At 39.0% G+C, this 15,968-nt stretch carries 18 protein-coding genes and 1 pseudogene; 15 read left to right on the top strand and 4 right to left on the bottom strand.

The window, feature by feature from the left end; all coding sequences use genetic code 11:
* Nucleotides 1–28: 28 nt before the first annotated feature.
* The 4 genes and pseudogenes from map to ACTB00_RS03345 form a co-directional block, all read left to right on the top strand.
* Nucleotides 29–805 (top strand): annotated as a pseudogene (gene map / locus ACTB00_RS03360) (type I methionyl aminopeptidase); the annotation flags it as partial.
* Between the two features lie 76 nt (nt 806–881).
* On the top strand, nt 882–2,189 hold the full coding sequence (locus ACTB00_RS03355; RefSeq protein ID WP_463298534.1) for a sensor histidine kinase: 1,308 nt from the start codon (nt 882–884) through the stop codon (nt 2,187–2,189).
* A gap of 73 nt (nt 2,190–2,262) precedes the next feature.
* Complete coding sequence (locus ACTB00_RS03350; RefSeq protein ID WP_463298533.1) at nt 2,263–2,646, top strand: co-chaperone GroES; 384 nt, start codon at nt 2,263–2,265, stop codon at nt 2,644–2,646.
* Nucleotides 2,647–2,827: 181 nt separating this feature from the next.
* On the top strand, nt 2,828–4,120 hold the full coding sequence (locus tag ACTB00_RS03345; RefSeq protein WP_463298532.1) for an aminotransferase class I/II-fold pyridoxal phosphate-dependent enzyme: 1,293 nt from the start codon (nt 2,828–2,830) through the stop codon (nt 4,118–4,120).
* Between the two features lie 54 nt (nt 4,121–4,174).
* On the opposite strand, the gene ACTB00_RS03340 is transcribed toward ACTB00_RS03345, so the two are convergent.
* Nucleotides 4,175–4,897: a 3'-5' exonuclease gene (locus ACTB00_RS03340; RefSeq protein WP_463298531.1), complete on the bottom strand. Its 723-nt coding sequence runs from the start codon at nt 4,895–4,897 to the stop codon at nt 4,175–4,177.
* 2 nt (nt 4,898–4,899) lie between these two features.
* Complete coding sequence (gene udk / locus ACTB00_RS03335) at nt 4,900–5,505, bottom strand: uridine kinase (protein WP_463298530.1); 606 nt, start codon at nt 5,503–5,505, stop codon at nt 4,900–4,902.
* A 133-nt stretch (nt 5,506–5,638) separates the two neighbouring features.
* On the opposite strand from udk, the gene ACTB00_RS03330 reads away from it, so the two are divergent.
* The 8 genes from ACTB00_RS03330 to ACTB00_RS03295 all read left to right on the top strand — a co-directional run bounded on the left by ACTB00_RS03330 (nt 5,639) and on the right by ACTB00_RS03295 (nt 11,000).
* Nucleotides 5,639–5,938 (top strand): Dabb family protein, encoded by a 300-nt coding sequence (locus ACTB00_RS03330; RefSeq protein WP_463298529.1) that lies wholly within the window; start codon nt 5,639–5,641, stop codon nt 5,936–5,938.
* Between the two features lie 21 nt (nt 5,939–5,959).
* Nucleotides 5,960–6,940 (top strand): type I phosphomannose isomerase catalytic subunit, encoded by a 981-nt coding sequence (locus tag ACTB00_RS03325; RefSeq protein WP_463298528.1) that lies wholly within the window; start codon nt 5,960–5,962, stop codon nt 6,938–6,940.
* A gap of 89 nt (nt 6,941–7,029) precedes the next feature.
* Entirely contained in the window at nt 7,030–7,617 is a 588-nt protein-coding gene (gene yihA, locus ACTB00_RS03320; RefSeq protein WP_463298527.1) for a ribosome biogenesis GTP-binding protein YihA/YsxC, read from the top strand.
* A gap of 159 nt (nt 7,618–7,776) precedes the next feature.
* Nucleotides 7,777–8,715, top strand: a complete 939-nt coding sequence (locus ACTB00_RS03315; RefSeq protein ID WP_463298526.1) for a ribose-phosphate pyrophosphokinase — start codon at nt 7,777–7,779, stop codon at nt 8,713–8,715.
* A gap of 106 nt (nt 8,716–8,821) precedes the next feature.
* Entirely contained in the window at nt 8,822–9,454 is a 633-nt protein-coding gene (locus ACTB00_RS03310) for a 50S ribosomal protein L25/general stress protein Ctc (protein WP_463298525.1), read from the top strand.
* Nucleotides 9,455–9,503: 49 nt separating this feature from the next.
* Nucleotides 9,504–10,070: an aminoacyl-tRNA hydrolase gene (gene pth, locus ACTB00_RS03305; protein ID WP_463298524.1), complete on the top strand. Its 567-nt coding sequence runs from the start codon at nt 9,504–9,506 to the stop codon at nt 10,068–10,070.
* Nucleotide 10,071: 1 nt separating this feature from the next.
* Nucleotides 10,072–10,455 (top strand): RNA-binding S4 domain-containing protein, encoded by a 384-nt coding sequence (locus tag ACTB00_RS03300; protein ID WP_463298523.1) that lies wholly within the window; start codon nt 10,072–10,074, stop codon nt 10,453–10,455.
* A gap of 2 nt (nt 10,456–10,457) precedes the next feature.
* Nucleotides 10,458–11,000 (top strand): DUF4924 family protein, encoded by a 543-nt coding sequence (locus ACTB00_RS03295; RefSeq protein WP_463298522.1) that lies wholly within the window; start codon nt 10,458–10,460, stop codon nt 10,998–11,000.
* Here the strand turns inward: ACTB00_RS03295 and ACTB00_RS03290 are convergent.
* Together ACTB00_RS03290 and ACTB00_RS03285 are read right to left on the bottom strand one after the other, a co-directional pair.
* Nucleotides 10,997–11,404: a thiol-disulfide oxidoreductase DCC family protein gene (locus ACTB00_RS03290; RefSeq protein WP_463298521.1), complete on the bottom strand. Its 408-nt coding sequence runs from the start codon at nt 11,402–11,404 to the stop codon at nt 10,997–10,999. The two genes, ACTB00_RS03295 and ACTB00_RS03290, sit on opposite strands and share 4 nt — an antisense overlap.
* Nucleotides 11,401–12,432 (bottom strand): N-acetylmuramoyl-L-alanine amidase family protein, encoded by a 1,032-nt coding sequence (locus ACTB00_RS03285; protein WP_463298520.1) that lies wholly within the window; start codon nt 12,430–12,432, stop codon nt 11,401–11,403. The genes ACTB00_RS03290 and ACTB00_RS03285 overlap by 4 nt, the downstream gene beginning before the upstream one ends.
* Before the next feature lie 111 nt (nt 12,433–12,543).
* Here ACTB00_RS03285 and ACTB00_RS03280 point away from each other — a divergent pair, with 111 nt between their 5' ends.
* The 3 genes from ACTB00_RS03280 to lnt are packed head-to-tail and all read left to right on the top strand — an operon-like array spanning nt 12,544 to nt 15,813.
* A complete protein-coding gene (locus ACTB00_RS03280) occupies nt 12,544–13,299 on the top strand; it encodes a 5'-nucleotidase C-terminal domain-containing protein (protein WP_463298519.1) in 756 nt (251 codons plus the stop codon).
* Nucleotides 13,292–14,215 (top strand): bifunctional metallophosphatase/5'-nucleotidase, encoded by a 924-nt coding sequence (locus tag ACTB00_RS03275; RefSeq protein ID WP_463298518.1) that lies wholly within the window; start codon nt 13,292–13,294, stop codon nt 14,213–14,215. The genes ACTB00_RS03280 and ACTB00_RS03275 overlap by 8 nt, the downstream gene beginning before the upstream one ends.
* Complete coding sequence (gene lnt, locus ACTB00_RS03270) at nt 14,212–15,813, top strand: apolipoprotein N-acyltransferase (protein ID WP_463298517.1); 1,602 nt, start codon at nt 14,212–14,214, stop codon at nt 15,811–15,813. The genes ACTB00_RS03275 and lnt overlap by 4 nt, the downstream gene beginning before the upstream one ends.
* The last annotated feature ends 155 nt before the right edge of the window (nt 15,814–15,968 follow it).

The raw sequence follows: 15,968 nt of genomic DNA, 5'->3' as shown, positions 1-15,968 counted from the left end.
TTGCGACTTTTGCGAAAATTTTTTCTACAAGATGAGTGATATTATTATAAAAACGCCCGAACAGATTGAAGGGATAAGAAAAAGTAGTCAGTTAGCAGGGCAGTCATTGGTAATGATTGAGGAATTTGTGAAACCTGGGGTGAGTACAGAGTTTTTGAATGCCAGGATTGAGGAATTTGTCCGCGGTCATGGAGCCATTCCGGCAACGATAGGTTACAATGGTTATCCTAAAGCAACCTGCATATCACTCAACGATGTTGTATGCCATGGCATACCAAGCGATAGTCAGATTTTGAAAGAAGGTGATATATTGAACATTGATGTAACCACGATTCTGGATGGTTACTATGGCGATACCAGCAAGATGTACTCGGTTGGCGAAATATCGGAACGTGCAAGCCGATTGATCAAGGCAGCCAAACATTCACTGGATCTGGGAATTCAGCAGGTGAAGCCTGGTAATTACGTTGGAAACATAGGATTTGTAATTGGCCGATATGCCAAAGCCCAAAGATACAGCGTAGTCTATGAATTTTGTGGACATGGAGTAGGGCTGGAGTTTCACGAAGCACCTCAGGTTGATCATATTGCCCGCAAGAATACCGGAGACATTATGCAACCAGGAATGACCTTTACCATCGAACCCATGATTAATGAAGGACGGGCATCAACAAAAGTTGATAGAGAAGATGGATGGACAGCCCGGACAAAAGATGGCAAACTTTCTGCTCAGTTCGAACACACCATTCTGGTTACCGATGATGGTTATGAAGTACTTTCGGATGTAAGTGGTGATTACCGCTAAAGTTTTATCATTTAATATTTTTTGAGTAGTGTATTAGTCTAATGAATTGGCTATTTTAGTATGAAAATATAACGCTGTGAGTAAGCTTTTTGACTACTACTTTAAATTACTACTTTTTAACACGAATGATAGCTCATACGAGTTGCTGGAAGAAAAGAAGAAGAGCATTTTATTGCATCTTTTCCTTTACCTCTTTTTTTTAGCTATTAGTGTTTTCCTAATTAGCAATATCTTTCATGCCGATTACGCAACAGCCATCTTCAATGGAAGCTGCTTGATTGTTGGATTATTGACTTTCTATTTATTGCGAAAGGGAAAAAATATATTTATTCCATCCCTCATTTTTGTTATCGTTATTTCAGTTATTAGCACCTACTTTTTTATAACGGGGGGAAATAATAATTCCGGCATTGCTTTTATGCTAATGCTTCCTCTTCCGGTGATTTTAATACTTGGGAAGGAAAGAGGGCTATTGGCATTGAGCATTTTTTTTGTGCTAAACGCGGTAGCTTACTATGGGTTAAAAGAATTCGCTTGGTGTCCTGATTACAACATTAGTCTCATTTGTCGGCTTTCAATTGTTTTCCTCTTTATTTCTGCAATGGCTTTTGCCAACGAATATGTTTTTGAAATCCTGTATGGCCGCTTAGAAAAGATATCATCTTCGTTGAAGACGAGTCAGCAGAGATATAAGAACCTGGCTTTGAACAGGGAAAAGTTTTTGTCCGTAATTTCCCACGACTTAAGCGACCACATTGGTAGTTTCATGTCTATTTCAACGTTGTTGAATGAGCAATACGATGAGATATCGGAAAAAGACCGCATGAAATTGATCAAACAAATGGCTAACGTTTCGAAAAATAACTATAAGTTACTCGAGGATCTGTTAAAATGGTCAACCGTTCAGCTTGATCATATTCCATATTCTCCGACAGCTTTTAAATTAGAAAGAATCTATCGCGAGGTTATTGAGCTTTTTAATCCCTTGCTTGAGGGGAAACAGCTCTCGATTTTTCTGAAAATGAAAAGCAACTCAGAAATATTTGCCGATTATCATATGGCGAGTGCCATCTTAAGGAATCTGGTTTCGAATGCCATAAAATTTTCGCATCTCGGAGGCGAAATACGCATTTCTGCGGTTGAAAAAGAGGATAAAATGCTCGTTACAGTTAGCGATCGTGGAATTGGTATGAGCGAAGAATTGCTGCTGCGCTTTAACTCGTCACTTTCGTTTTCAAACCCGGGAACCATTCAGGAACCCGGATCGGGGATTGGATTGATTCTTGCCAAAGAGTTTGTTCAGAAAAACGAAGGAGAATTATTTATTAAAAGTGAGCCAAACGAGGGTACGGAGGTTAGTTTCACCCTGCCGTTGGTTGATTAAAGGGTGTGGTTCTTTTTGATCAATCTGAATAATAGCACACCAAGTATAAATTTTATCTTTGTAGAAAAAAAACATGTCTCTAGTTATAGAAGAAAAGGATCTCGAAAAATTTATCATGATAGGAGACCGGGTGTTAATTAAACCCAAGCATCCGAAAAACAAAACAAAATCCGGATTGTACCTTCCTCCAACTGTTCAGGAAAATGAAAAAACACAAAGTGGTTATATTGTAAAAGTAGGTCCGGGATACCCAATTCCATCAATCACTGACGAAAGTGAGCCATGGGAAGGGCGTAAGAATGAAGCCAAATATATTCCATTGCAGGTAAATGTTGGTGACTTGGCAATCTACTTGGCAAAGAGTGGTTTTGAAATTGAATTCAACAAAGAAAAATACCTTATTTTGCCGCACGCTTCAATTTTAATGATCATTCGCGACGAAGAATTGTTAAAATAATTACGAATCGTTCAATCTTCAGACTATTGTTTTGTTTGATTTTACGAATCGTAAATAAAACGATATTGATAATTTCAAATTGAAAGAAAATTAACCATTGAATCAAGTTTTTTAATAAATTGCGCCCGTTTTTGATCCAGTCAGGAATATGGAGTTTTTCTAAACTGTTAAATAATTAAATATGAATCCACAAGCTGAAGAATTAAACAAAATTATTCAAGCTAAACATCCAGTTGTTTACGATCTTTTGTCTGATAAAGGAAAGAATATCTTTTTCCCTAAGAAAGGTATTTTAGGACAAACAGCTGATGCAAAAGGCACAAAAATAAATGCCACCATTGGAGCAGCTGTTGAGGATAATGGCAGTCCAATGCGTTTGGGCAGTATTGAGTCAAATGTCAAGTTAGATCCTTCATTGGTTTTTCCATATGCACCAAGCTATGGCCGTCCTGATATTCGTGCGAAATGGAAAAGCATGATTTACGAGAAAAACCCGACTTTAAGAAATAAGGAATTGAGTTTGCCGGTTGTAACCAATGCTTTAACTCACGGTGTAAGCATGGCCGGGTATCTGTTTTTAAATGAAGGCGAAAAGGTAATTGTTCCCGACTTGTTCTGGGGAAATTATAACTTGATTCTGAACCATGCTTATGGAGCTGAAGTGTCCAAATTCAACCTTTTTAAAGATGGCGGTTTTGACATTGATTCATTCAAAACTAAATTAGCAGAAGGCGGAATTGGTAAAAAAGTACTGATTCTAAATTTCCCCAATAATCCGACAGGGTACACTCCAACAACCAATGAGATTAAAGACATCGTCAAGGTAATTAAAGAATCAGCAGAGCAAGGCAATAAAATTGTTGTTTTCTCCGACGATGCTTATTTCGGACTGGTGTATGAAGATGGCATTGAAAAGGAAAGTATCTTTTCGTTTCTATGTGACCTGCACGAGAATGTATTGGCACTGAAAATTGACGGTCCTACAAAAGAAGATTACGTTTGGGGATTCCGCGTAGGTTTTATGACTTATGGTATAAAAGGTGGCGATGCTGAATTGTACACTGCACTTGAAGCTAAAACTGCCGGAGCTGTTCGAGGAAACATCTCCAATGCAGCAAATATCTCTCAGTCGCTACTCTTGAAAGCATTTGAAGATGAAGCTTACCAAGCGCAAAAAGCGGAAAAGTTTGATATCATGAACAAGAGATATCACGCAGTAAAAGAAGCAGTAAAAGAAGAAAAGTATGCTGAGTATTTTACAGCATTACCATACAACTCTGGCTATTTTATGTGTGTTCAGCTTGCTGATGGATTAGACGGAGAGCAAATCCGTAAAATATTGATTGACAATTACAGCATTGGACTGATCAACTTGAATAATGTACTGCGTGTCGCATTCTCGGCCGTAGCAGCTGCAGATGTTAAAGAGTTGTTCGAAGGAATATATAATGCATGTAAAGATTCGAAGCAATAAAATAAATAGTTGACTAATGATAAGTGCCTTCTCATTATTGGGGAGGCATTTCTTTTACACGACTTCCATATTCTCCATTGGGATTATTTCCTCGCCTTTATAACGCAGCAGTAGGTTAGCTACTGCCAAGGTATCTTTCTCGCAATATCGTATGATTCTGTCAATTTCTCCATCATTGTAATAAACACTGGCCACCTGGCTGCCGTCAATATCGTCTTTTGGAGTTGGGATGTTGAAAACAGCGCAAAGCAAGTTCAGTGACGTGTAGTTTTTGTAATCGCCAAATTTCCAAAGTTGCAAGGTGTCCATTAATCGGTCTTTAACTTCCCAGGGTTTCATGCCTGCAATATCCAACGATTTTGGAAGTGGCAGACCGTTGATTAGTGTTCGCCTGGCAATATACGGGTAGTCAAATTCTTGTCCGTTGTGGGCGCAAATCCGTCTTCCCGGATGCGACATAAATTTATTGAGCATGTCGTTAAACTGGCTTAGCAGTTTTTTCTCATTGTCATCAAAAAACGACTTAACCCGGTAGAATCGTTCCCCTTGCTTTTGTGTGACAACTCCGGCTGAAATGCAAATTATTTTTCCAAATTCAGCATATATCCCGGCGCGTTCGTATACGTCGCCGGCGGTTTGATCATCAGTTCTGAAATAGGTTGATTTTTTATCCCATAACTGCTGAAAGACCTCAGGTAGTTCTCCAAAATCAGGCTGTTGTGGTACCGTTTCAATATCGATAAACAGGATGTCTTCTACATTTAATTGGTTGAGCATGGTTATAGGTTTTGTTTGATGAAATTGGTGAAAATATTGATCGCCACCGTATTGTTGCCTCCTTGTGGAATGATGATGTCGGCAAACCGTTTGGTGGGCTCTATAAATTGCAAATGGCTTGGGCGAACGGTTTCTTCGTATCGAGTTAGTACCTCCTGAACATTGCGTCCTCGCTCAATAATGTCACGTTGGATAACCCGCGAAAGACGGAGATCCGAATCGCAATCGACAAAAGCTTTAATGTCCATCATTTTGCGCAACGAAGCGTTAGACAACACTAAAATTCCTTCAACAATTAATACCGATTTCGGATGAATTGTTCGAGTAGCTTCTTGTCTGGTACAGGTCAAATAGGAATAAACTGGCTCTTCAATAGGCTTTCCTTCCTTTAATTCTGCCAAGTGCTTCGTTAATAGACTAAATTCAATGGAATCAGGATGGTCAAAATTTATTTCTTTTCGTTGTTCCATCGGAATATGACTGCTGTCACGATAATAGGAGTCCTGCGAAATGACAGCAACCTCGTTTTGAGGTAGTTGCTCAATTATTTTTCGTACAACCGTTGTTTTGCCGGAACCGGTTCCTCCGGCAATACCGATAATGATCATTTTTGTATAATTTTGAAGTAAAGATAAACAAGCCCAAACGTTTTTCTATATTCTAATGGTTGTTTATGGCTCAATAGTTGGAAAATATTACCTTCGCAAACGAAAAACAAACCGTAACCAAATTTTATTTGATATGATAAACCATGTCGTTCTTTTCAAATTAAAAGGATATCCTGAAGCTGAAAAAGAAGCTGTAATCCGGAAAGTGAAATCAGCGTTGGAAGCACTAAAAAGTAAGATTGAACAAGTTAAACATTTAGAGGTTGGTTTAAATTACGAATTGAATGCAAAATCGTATGACATTTGCCTGATTTCGCATTTTGAATCATTGTCTGATTTGGATGGTTACCGTGTTCATCCGGAGCATTTAAAAGTGGTGGAGCTGATTAATGAAACTACAGTAGAACGTGCCGCGGTTGATTTTGAGTTCTAAAAAAAACATTAAACCCAATCAATGAAAAGCTTATATCCTTTGAAGTTTAAACCCCAGTTTATGGATAAAATTTGGGGTGGAAATAAGATAAAAACACATTTAGGAAAAGATTTTGGAAATCTACCCAATTGTGGCGAAAGCTGGGAAATATCGGGTGTTCAGGATCACGTATCGGTCGTTGAGAATGGTTTCCTGGCAGGAAATAGCCTGGAAGAGTTGATCGAAATTTACATGGGCGAAATGGTTGGCGACAAAGTGTATGAGAAATTTGGGGTCGAGTTTCCGCTGCTAATCAAGTTTATTGATGCGAATGATGACCTCTCCATACAAGTACACCCTGATGATGAGCTGTCGAAGAAGCGGCATCAGGCTTTCGGGAAAACCGAAATGTGGTATGTGATACAAGCTGATAAAGGGGCTAAATTGAATTTAGGTTTTAAAGAAGAATTGACACAAGATCAATACCTGGAGAAATTTAATGCCGGTCAACTCATGGAAATCCTCAATTTTGAGGAGGTAAGTGAAGGAGATATACTGTTTATGCCGGCAGGTCGTGTACATGCAATTGGCCGCGGAGTATTGGTTGCAGAGATTCAGCAAACTTCAGATGTCACTTATCGTATTTATGATTTCGACCGGAAAGATGCGCAGGGTAACGGGCGTGAGTTACATACCGAATTGGCTTTGGGTGCCATTGATTTTGCAGTTCCGGAATCATATAAGACGGATTATGTACCGAAAAAGAATGAGCCTGTTGAGGCCGTGAAATGCAGGTACTTTACAACCAATGTGCTTGAGTTGGATCAAAAGCTGGAGCGCGACTTTCATAAAAAGGATACTTTTGTGATTTACATTTGTCTGGAAGGAGATTTGGAAATTGAATATCAGGGAGGACTTGAAACAGTTAAGAAAGGTGATACAATATTGGTTCCTGCGGCTTTGGAGCATTTTTTCCTCATCCCACAAAGTAACGGTGTAAAGCTGTTGGAAGTTCATTTGTAATAGTTTACTAATTTTGTCGGCTATTGTGAATTGAGACTTGTAATAGTAATAGCTGACACCGAATTTGGACCTTGAAATTTATTGAAGTTATGGAGATAAAAAATGCCCGGTTTTTAATGAGTAATTCAGATGTCAGTAAATGTCCTGATCCCAACAAGCCGGAGTTTGCTTTTATTGGTCGGTCAAATGTGGGCAAATCTTCATTGATCAATATGATGACCGGGCAGAAAAAATTAGCCAAGACTTCTTCGCGCCCCGGAAAGACTCAGTTAATTAATCATTTCGTAATCAATGATGATTGGTATTTGGTTGATTTACCCGGTTACGGTTATGCCAAAGTTTCGAAAAAAAGCAAACAGAAATTTCAAGCCTACATCGTCGACTATGTGTTGAAAAGACAAAGTCTGTATTGCCTGTTTGTTTTGATCGATTGCAGACACGAACCCCAGCAAATCGACCTGGAATTTATTAATTGGTTAGGTGAAAAGGAGGTGCCTTTTGCTTTAATTTTCACTAAAGCCGATAAGCTTGGGACGAACCAATTAGCCAAAAATCTGACAGAATACAAGGAAACGCTATTGAAGCAGTGGGAGGAACTACCTCCACTTCTGGTTAGTTCGGCAGAAAACGGCTTGGGACGAGAAGAAATATTAAACTTTATTGAGCAAAGTATCTGATTTAGTTTTTTTATGCTGTTAGAAAACAGGGATTTATGCTATTCGTGAAGTGCTTTGCATGCAATTTAAATGAACTTCCAATTCATACAGGTAAAGATATTTTAAAGATTTTTTTACCTTTGCCCGCGATCCCAAGCTACATAAATTAAAAGAAAAAAAATGTCGAAAAAGGCTCCGTTAAAGATTTTTACAGGTACGGCAACAAAGTATCTAACTACAGAGATTTGTAAAAGTGTTAATGTTGACCTGGGAAAATCTTCCTGTCCTATTTTTGCAGATGGTGAGTTTGAACCCTGTTTTGAAGAAACAATCCGTGGAGCGCATGTTTTTCTGGTGCAATCAACCTTCCCTTCAGCTGACAATTTGTTGGAGCTGTTGTTAATGATTGACGCGGCAAAAAGAGCTTCAGCGTATAAGATTATTGCCTGTATTCCCTATTTTGGATATGCTCGTCAGGATAGAAAAGATAAACCACGGGTTTCTATTGGTGCCAAGTTAATGGCCGATTTACTTTCGGCAGCGGGTGTTGACCGTATTATTACTATGGACTTGCACGCTGATCAAATTCAGGGTTTCTTTAATGTTCCGGTTGATCATTTATTTGCCTCGGCGATGTTTATTCCTTTTATTCAGAAAATGGGATTGCGCGATATTGTAATTGCTTCGCCAGATGTTGGTGGTACAAAACGTGCAAATACTTATGCGCGGATGCTGGGAACCGATATGGTAATATGTCATAAGTCGCGGGCTAAAGCTAATGTTGTAGGAAGTATGACCTTGATAGGCGACGTGCGCGACAAGGACGTAATAATTGTAGATGACCTGATCGATACTGCCGGAACAATAACCAAGGCGGCCGGCTTGATGATTAAAGAAGGAGCAAATTCAGTTCGGGCATTTGCAGCTCATGGATTATTATCAGAGCCCGCATACGAGCGAATTGAAGAATCTGCATTACAAGAGGTTTATTTTACCAATTCAATACCCCCAAAAAAGGAATCAAAAAAGATTAAATATATTTCACTAGCCGAAGCATTTGGAGAGGCTATTCAGCGAGTGTATAAAAATGAGTCGATTAGTTCGCTTTTCTTTAAATAATTTAATACATTTGCACCGCTTTTTCCAACGGCATCAAGGTTATGTATGCTGTTTGCCCTTTTAACAAAAGGGAGGGCTGAGTACCATAATAATAAAATATTTTAAAATGAAATCAATTGAAGTTAAAGGCCATCTAAGAGAAGGTCTTGGAAAAAAAGAATCAAAGAAATTAAGAAGTGAAGATAAAGTACCATGCGTTTTGTATGGAAACGAGGAGCCAATCCATTTTTATGCTGATGCAGCTGCTTTTCGTCCATTAGTTTATACACCAAACGTATATCTACTTGATTTGGATATTGATGGCACGGTTTATAAAGCAATCATGCAAGATGTTCAATTTCATCCAGTTGATGATCAGATTCTTCATGTTGACTTTTTGAAAACAACCGATGAAAAACCAGTTAAAATTGAAATTCCAATTAAAGTTTCTGGTTATGCAAAAGGTATGAAAACCGGGGGTAAGTTGAAAGTGAACCTACGCCGCTTGAAAGTTAAAGCTTTAGCTAAAGATCTTCCTGACACGATTAAGATCGACATTACGAATCTTGAATTGGGAGATAGCTTTAAAGTTGGTACTCTGGAAATGGAGAATATCCAATTCTTAAACAACAAATCAGTACCTGTTGTTTCTATTGTCATTACACGTGCTGCCCGTGCTGCACTTGGTTTAGCACCTCTACCGGAGGATGAGCCTGAAGAGGTAGAAACTGAAGGAGCAGAAGCAGCATCTGAAGAATAGGGAATTTCCCTTTGCATACGTTACTGTCAGATAGAATGAATACCAACGTATGAAATATTTAATAGTAGGACTAGGAAATCCGGGGAGTGAATATGAAAATACCCGGCACAACATAGGATTTAAAATATTGGACGCTCTAGCTGATGCGTCCAATATTGTTTTTAGCGATAAGCGTTATGGCTTTGTTGCTGAATACAAATTCAAGGGGCGAACGTTTGTGCTGCTCAAACCAACCACTTTTATGAATTTAAGTGGAAAGGCTGTGAATTATTGGTTGCAAAAAGAAAAGATAAGTTTCGACAACCTTTTGATTCTGACCGATGATTTGGCGCTGCCTTTTGGTACGCTTCGCTTACGTGCCAAAGGTGGAGATGCCGGGCACAATGGTCTTAAAGATATCCAACAGGTAACGGGGCGAAGCGATTATGCCCGACTTCGATTTGGTATTGGTAGTGATTTTCGTCCTGGGCAGCAGGTCGATTATGTGCTTGAAGAATGGAGCAAAGACGAAGCTGCTGAACTGCCTCTGAAAATAGATACCTGTATTGAAATTATCAAAAGCTACGGCACAATTGGTGTTGCCCGGACAATGAATCAATTCAATAAACGAAAATGATATGGGTGATCAGGTTCGTGTTGATAAATGGCTGTGGGCTGTGCGGGTATTTAAAACCCGAAGTGCAGCTACAGAAGCCGTTAAGAAAGGTCGGATTTCAATTGACGATTTGGCTGTAAAACCTTCGCGAAACATAAAAATAGGGGACGTTATTAAAGTTCGTAAATCTCCGGTAACCTATAGTTATAAGGTATTAAAACTTGCCGGAAAGCGCATGGGGGCAAAGCTTGTTGATGACTTTGTGGAGGATGTGACACCAAAAGAAGAGCTGGAAATACTGGAAGTGCAAAAGAATATGGGTTGGTTTAACCGTCAACGTGGAACAGGCCGCCCAACAAAAAAAGAAAGAAGAGATTTAGATGACTTCTTTCAAGGAGACGAGTAATCATGTTAATTGCCAAAGAAAAAAGGAAGACAAATATTGCTGAGTATATTCTATACCTGTGGCAGGTTGAGGATTTGCTGCGTGCTTTGAAGTTTGATCTTGATCAAATTGGCAAAAGTTTGGTTTCCCGGTTTGATGTTGATGACGATACACGTCTCGAGATTTTCGATTGGTACCGTAATTTGGCTACCATGATGGAGAAGGAACGAGTTACAAAGACCGGACATTTGCAGTTTATCCTGAACTTGATTGATGATCTGAATGAATTTCACATCCAGCTACTGCAAACAGGTAAAGACCGTCAGTACCCTGCGCTATTTCAACTAGCGAAACCCGTGTTGAACGAATTTAAATCAAAGAGTCTGGAAAAGGGGGATAACGATATTCGATTGGCATTTCAAGCTTTATACAGCATTATTCTATTGCGCCTGCAAAACAAGGAGATTTCTGCTACTACACAGTCAGCTGTCGATCATATTAGTAAACTGATGGGCCATTTGTCTGCCCGTTATCTTCAGCACGAGCGAGGCAGATTCGAGTTTTAGAGAAAGCGATCTTTGTCGTCGGCTGATGGAATCATGCAGCTGTTTCGTTTTCCAAACCAATGAAAACGATTTTTAGCAATCCACTGGTAGATTTGATCGCGCCACTTTCGTGGAAGAATTTTAAATACCAGTGCGAGTTTAAAAAGACCTCCCAGCTCGTTTGCAATAACTAAGGCTGCGTCCGATTGGATATTGTATCGCTTATTCTGAATTAAAATAATTGAATCAATGTTTGAAGGGATGTTGAATTGAGCGATTAATTCTCGGCCTGTGTCACTGCTTAAAGGACAAAATAAAAACTTCTTTTCGTTGTCATATTTTAGGATTGTTTGCACCGACCGATTGCATAAATGGCAATATCCGTCAAACAAGACAATGCTTTTATCCTTGGGAATCTGAATCATTTGTTGTTTTTAAAATCGAGTAATAAACCTTCAGCAAGCCAGTTTGCTAATGCTTGCCGATTATTGTTGCGTATAAATCGTTGCTGATCGCGATAGTGATTGATATTTCCCAATTCAATAAAAACGGCGGGAGGGTAACTGTACTTCAATACGTATAAATTCCGATCTGAAATTGTTCCATGATATCCCCGATTGGGTTGGTGAGTGTCGTATTTCTTTTTAAAAGTTTGCTGTAGATTGCTGGCTAATTTTTTCCCTGTTTTACTGCGTTTGTCATGATAGAAAAAGACATCGATATTTTCTCCTCTGCTTCTCGAATCTACATGAGTAATGATTAGTCTTTGGAAGCTTCCTTTGTGCTTAATGTAAAGCTTGTTTACAGCGTCTTTTCGTTGTCTAAGTCGTCTCACCTGATTTCGGGGGATTGTATGGTTTGCGTAGCACTTTTCATCTTTGTCAGGAGTTAAGTAGCTATCATCCCTGATACCATCATTTTCATCCCTGATAATCATATAAACCAAAGCGCCATGTTCGATCAACCTACGGGCAAGCCTTAAGGTAACATCGTACGCATACTCATCTTCGCAAAGCGTATGATTGCCGTAGCGACCAACAGCTCCGGGGTCTGGGCCGCCATGACCGCTTACTAAATAGTAAACAGCACCATTTAGGGCATTGTCAATTGGAATGACTTTTTCATATGCTTTTCCGAAAATCAAGTAGGTAGCTCCGCTTACAGGTATGCTATTTGTCATTTCTTCTTCAATAGGTAACGAATAGCTTTGACCCGCAAATAAGGTATTGTTTCTGCCCAGTTTGCTTTTATTTAGCTCAATAAATGGGTCAAAGTGATCTGAAGGAGATAGTCCATTCCGTTTTAGTATACTGTATATTCCGTCTCCTTTTTCGGCAACAACTGTTTTATATTCTTGCGCCTGGATGTTGGTTGTAAGGAAAAGTAACAACAAAAACACACGGAAATATTTATACGAAAAGCTGATTCTATTATCTGAAAATTTGTTTTTCATGTATTTTCACAATGTTTTAATAAGAACGAAATGTTAAGTTTAATGTTTATATGTAATATTGACAACGTAATTTTTAATAAAGCTATTTTATATTCCGTAAAAATAAAACGAATGCGAAGCACAGTTTTCATCATTGGATTGTTAATAATCATGGGTTCCTGTAAGACGTCTCTGAATATCAGTGATGTGGAGGCTCAAAACATTCCTGTTGGGTCAACCGAACTATCTGCCGATTCTTCAATTATTCTGATGGTTATGCCCTATAAACTCAATTTAGAGAGCGACATGTCGGAAGTAATTTCAATCTCGAACGAAGAATTGGTTGCAGAAAAGCCTGAAAGCAAGTTGACTAATTTGATGGCAGACCTCATCCTGCAATCGGGGCTTGCTTATTGTAAAATGAATTATAAAAATTTTAAACCGGACATGGCTTTTGTGAACTACGGTGGCTTGCGTTCGTCGTTGCCAAAAGGACAAATTACCGTGGGAGATATCTATGAGTTGATGCCTTTTGAAAATACCATGGTTTTATTAAAAGTTGACGGCGAAACCATGTACGAGTTTGTCAGTCAAATCGCAAGTCGTGGAGGTGATGGAGTGGCAGGCATTCAATTGGGAATAAATGATGATTCTATCGGAACGCTTTCCGTTGGAGGAAAGCCATTTGATAAATCGAAAGATTTCTGGATTGTAACCAATGACTACATTGCTGCAGGAGGTGATAATATGAGTATGTTGTTGGATCGAAAGCAATTTATAAGTACAGGCTTAAAAATTCGCGATTTGGTGATTGATAGTCTGAATGAACAATTTAAAAGAGGCAAGCGTATACAGGTTCAACTTGACGGGAGGATGTATTATGAATAGCAGAAGGAAGTTTTTAAGAGATTTGGCGGGGGTTTCAGCCGGTGTTGGTTTATCTGCCTTACCCTACGATTTATTGGCTCAACAGGATTTGGAAAGTTTGACGATTCTTCACACCAACGATATTCACTGCCATATTGATCCTTTTCCAGAGGGTAATTCGACTTATCAAGGTCGGGGAGGCTTAGCCCGAATGGCTGGGATGATTAATCGAATTAAAGAAACGAATGACAATGTTTTGTTACTCGATGCGGGTGATATGTTTCAGGGAACTCCTTATTTTAATTATTATAAAGGTGAGCTGATTTTGAAAGTTATGTCAGAAATGGGGTACGATGCTTCAACTATTGGAAACCATGAATTTGATAATGGACTGGAAGGCATTGAGAATTCTATTGACTTCGCAAATTTTCCATTTGTATGCAGTAACTACGATTTTTCAAATACACGCCTTTTTAATGTCTTTCCTGAGTTTACAGTATTCCGTAAGAATGGTATCAAGGTGGGCGTTTATGGTTTGGGTATCGAATTGGAAGGCTTAGTTAGTGAACGCAATTACCAGGAAACAATATACCGAGACCCGGTAAAGATAGCACTCGAAAAAGAAGTCTTTCTAAAGCATGAGAAAGCTTGCGATGTCGTCATTTGCTTGTCTCACCTTGGACTGGAGTATGCGGAATCGAAGATATCGGATAAACTGCTGGCAGCAGAAACTCATCATACCGATTTGATTATTGGAGGTCATACTCATACATTTCTGGATGCACCATTGGAACTGAAAAATGCAGATGGTAATCGGATTATTGTCAATCAGGCAGGCTGGGGAGGAATGGCTCTGGGGCGGATTGATTTTATTTTTGATCGAAATAAAGATACCAAAGAAGCGATTCTTACTCAGAATTCGCTGACCGATCTATGAAAAAAACACACTTCGTCTTATTGTCGATATTGAGTGGGGTCTTGCTAAGTCTTCCATGGCTTACAGGCGCTGCAGGGTGGGTTTTGTTATTTGCTTTTGTTCCCCTGTTGTTGGTCGAAGATTTTTTTTGTAGCAACAAAGAACAACATTCGCATATTGAGTTTTTGGGCTATTCTTTTTTAAGCTTTTTGACTTGGAATTTACTTTCTTGTTACTGGATCGGACGGGCGGTTCCTTTTGGAATGATTGTCATTGTTACACTCAACGCATTGTTGATGTCTACTGTTTGGTGGATGTTTCATAGGATGAAGCGAGAGTTCAATGTAAATCTTGCAAATATTTCACTGCTTGTTTTTTGGCTTGCCTTCGAATATTTACATTTCAATTGGGACATGGAATGGCCGTGGCTAACTTTAGGTAACGGATTTGCCAACCAAGTGAGACTGATACAATGGTATGAATTCACCGGAGTTTTAGGAGGTTCACTTTTAATTTTGGTAGCCAATCTTATTCTATTTAGCTTCCTGAAAAATGTTCTCAAAAAACAGGTTTTTAAGGCTGTAGTTTATGTATCTGTATTTTGTGTAGTTGTCTTTGCCCCGTTGATATGGTCGAGTCGTTATTATCAGAATTATGCAGAGACAGGTGGAAAATATGACGTGTTGGTTCTTCAGCCTAATGTTGACCCATACACCGAAAAGTTCGACGATAAGCAAAGGAAAAAACAGATCGCTACTTTGTTGGAACTAACTGACTCATTATTGAATAAGAATAAAACTCTTGTGATTGCTCCGGAAACTGCTCTGCCAACGTTAATTGAAAATGACAGTTTACCCACCCGGTCTTCGATATTTCAGTTTCGCGAACTGGCACAGCAAGGTCTGCAGGTCAGCTTTGTACTGGGTGCAAATACCCTGAAATACTATAATGGTGACGAAGAACCTTCCAAAACAGCTCGATGGGACGCTGATCGAAATCAATACTACGATATCTATAATTCAGCCTTGCTGGTCAATGAAAATCCTCTTGTGCAGATTTATCACAAAGGGAAGTTGGTTAGTGGGGTTGAGAAGATGCCTTTCAGTAAATATCTTTTGTTTGTAGAACGATATATTGTTGATTTGGGAGGGGCAACCGGTAGCCTTGGAAGGCAAAATGCACCAACAATTTTCACAACTAATTCAGGCTTGAAAATAGCTCCCGTCATTTGTTTTGAATCAGTTTTTGGGCAGTACATTAGCACAAACGTAAAGAATGGTGCCGAATTAATTGTGATGCTGACCAATGATGGTTGGTGGGAAGGAACAATTGGTTATCGTCAACATTTAGCTATTTCGTGCCTGCGAGCGATTGAGACAAGAAGAAGTATTGCACGTTCAGCAAATACCGGTATTTCAGCGTTGATAAACCAACGGGGAGATGTTTTGAAAAAAACGAACTACGGCGTAAAAACGGCTATAAAAGGTAATTTGAAAGTCAATGAGAAGCTAACTTTTTACGTAAAATATGGAGATTACCTTGGACGAATAAGTGCCTTCGTTGCTGTATTGTTATTGCTATATTTCTTTGTTCAGAAAAGAATAAAAGTAGGTAACTAAAAAGCAAAAAAAATCCGCATTAATTCGTTTGTGTAAAATCCCTAAAAATAAGGATTTGAGTGCCTGAACGATCAGACTTCCATCGGTAGTAAACTACTCACCCCGAGTAATCGGGGCTACAAGGCCTGTCTTTACGTCCATAAGCTTTCTCGGTT

The sequence above is a fragment of the Sunxiuqinia sp. genome, assembly GCF_055140945.1.
The sequence above is the reverse complement of the archived record's forward strand: the minus strand, read 5'-3'. Positions and strand labels throughout refer to the sequence as shown.

What these genes read in the sequence shown, in the direction of transcription:
- ACTB00_RS03350 (WP_463298533.1), top strand. Translation starts at nt 2,263, where the DNA reads ATGTCTCTAGTTATAGAAGAAAAGGATCTCGAAAAATTTATCATGATA.
- ACTB00_RS03345 (WP_463298532.1), top strand. Translation starts at nt 2,828, where the DNA reads ATGAATCCACAAGCTGAAGAATTAAACAAAATTATTCAAGCTAAACAT.
- ACTB00_RS03340 (WP_463298531.1), bottom strand. Translation starts at nt 4,897, where the DNA reads ATGCTCAACCAATTAAATGTAGAAGACATCCTGTTTATCGATATTGAA.
- udk (WP_463298530.1), bottom strand. Translation starts at nt 5,505, where the DNA reads ATGATCATTATCGGTATTGCCGGAGGAACCGGTTCCGGCAAAACAACG.
- ACTB00_RS03330 (WP_463298529.1), top strand. Translation starts at nt 5,639, where the DNA reads ATGATAAACCATGTCGTTCTTTTCAAATTAAAAGGATATCCTGAAGCT.
- ACTB00_RS03325 (WP_463298528.1), top strand. Translation starts at nt 5,960, where the DNA reads ATGAAAAGCTTATATCCTTTGAAGTTTAAACCCCAGTTTATGGATAAA.
- yihA (WP_463298527.1), top strand. Translation starts at nt 7,030, where the DNA reads ATGGAGATAAAAAATGCCCGGTTTTTAATGAGTAATTCAGATGTCAGT.
- ACTB00_RS03315 (WP_463298526.1), top strand. Translation starts at nt 7,777, where the DNA reads ATGTCGAAAAAGGCTCCGTTAAAGATTTTTACAGGTACGGCAACAAAG.
- ACTB00_RS03310 (WP_463298525.1), top strand. Translation starts at nt 8,822, where the DNA reads ATGAAATCAATTGAAGTTAAAGGCCATCTAAGAGAAGGTCTTGGAAAA.
- pth (WP_463298524.1), top strand. Translation starts at nt 9,504, where the DNA reads ATGAAATATTTAATAGTAGGACTAGGAAATCCGGGGAGTGAATATGAA.
- ACTB00_RS03300 (WP_463298523.1), top strand. Translation starts at nt 10,072, where the DNA reads ATGGGTGATCAGGTTCGTGTTGATAAATGGCTGTGGGCTGTGCGGGTA.
- ACTB00_RS03295 (WP_463298522.1), top strand. Translation starts at nt 10,458, where the DNA reads ATGTTAATTGCCAAAGAAAAAAGGAAGACAAATATTGCTGAGTATATT.
- ACTB00_RS03290 (WP_463298521.1), bottom strand. Translation starts at nt 11,404, where the DNA reads ATGATTCAGATTCCCAAGGATAAAAGCATTGTCTTGTTTGACGGATAT.
- ACTB00_RS03285 (WP_463298520.1), bottom strand. Translation starts at nt 12,432, where the DNA reads ATGAAAAACAAATTTTCAGATAATAGAATCAGCTTTTCGTATAAATAT.
- ACTB00_RS03280 (WP_463298519.1), top strand. Translation starts at nt 12,544, where the DNA reads ATGCGAAGCACAGTTTTCATCATTGGATTGTTAATAATCATGGGTTCC.
- ACTB00_RS03275 (WP_463298518.1), top strand. Translation starts at nt 13,292, where the DNA reads ATGAATAGCAGAAGGAAGTTTTTAAGAGATTTGGCGGGGGTTTCAGCC.
- lnt (WP_463298517.1), top strand. Translation starts at nt 14,212, where the DNA reads ATGAAAAAAACACACTTCGTCTTATTGTCGATATTGAGTGGGGTCTTG.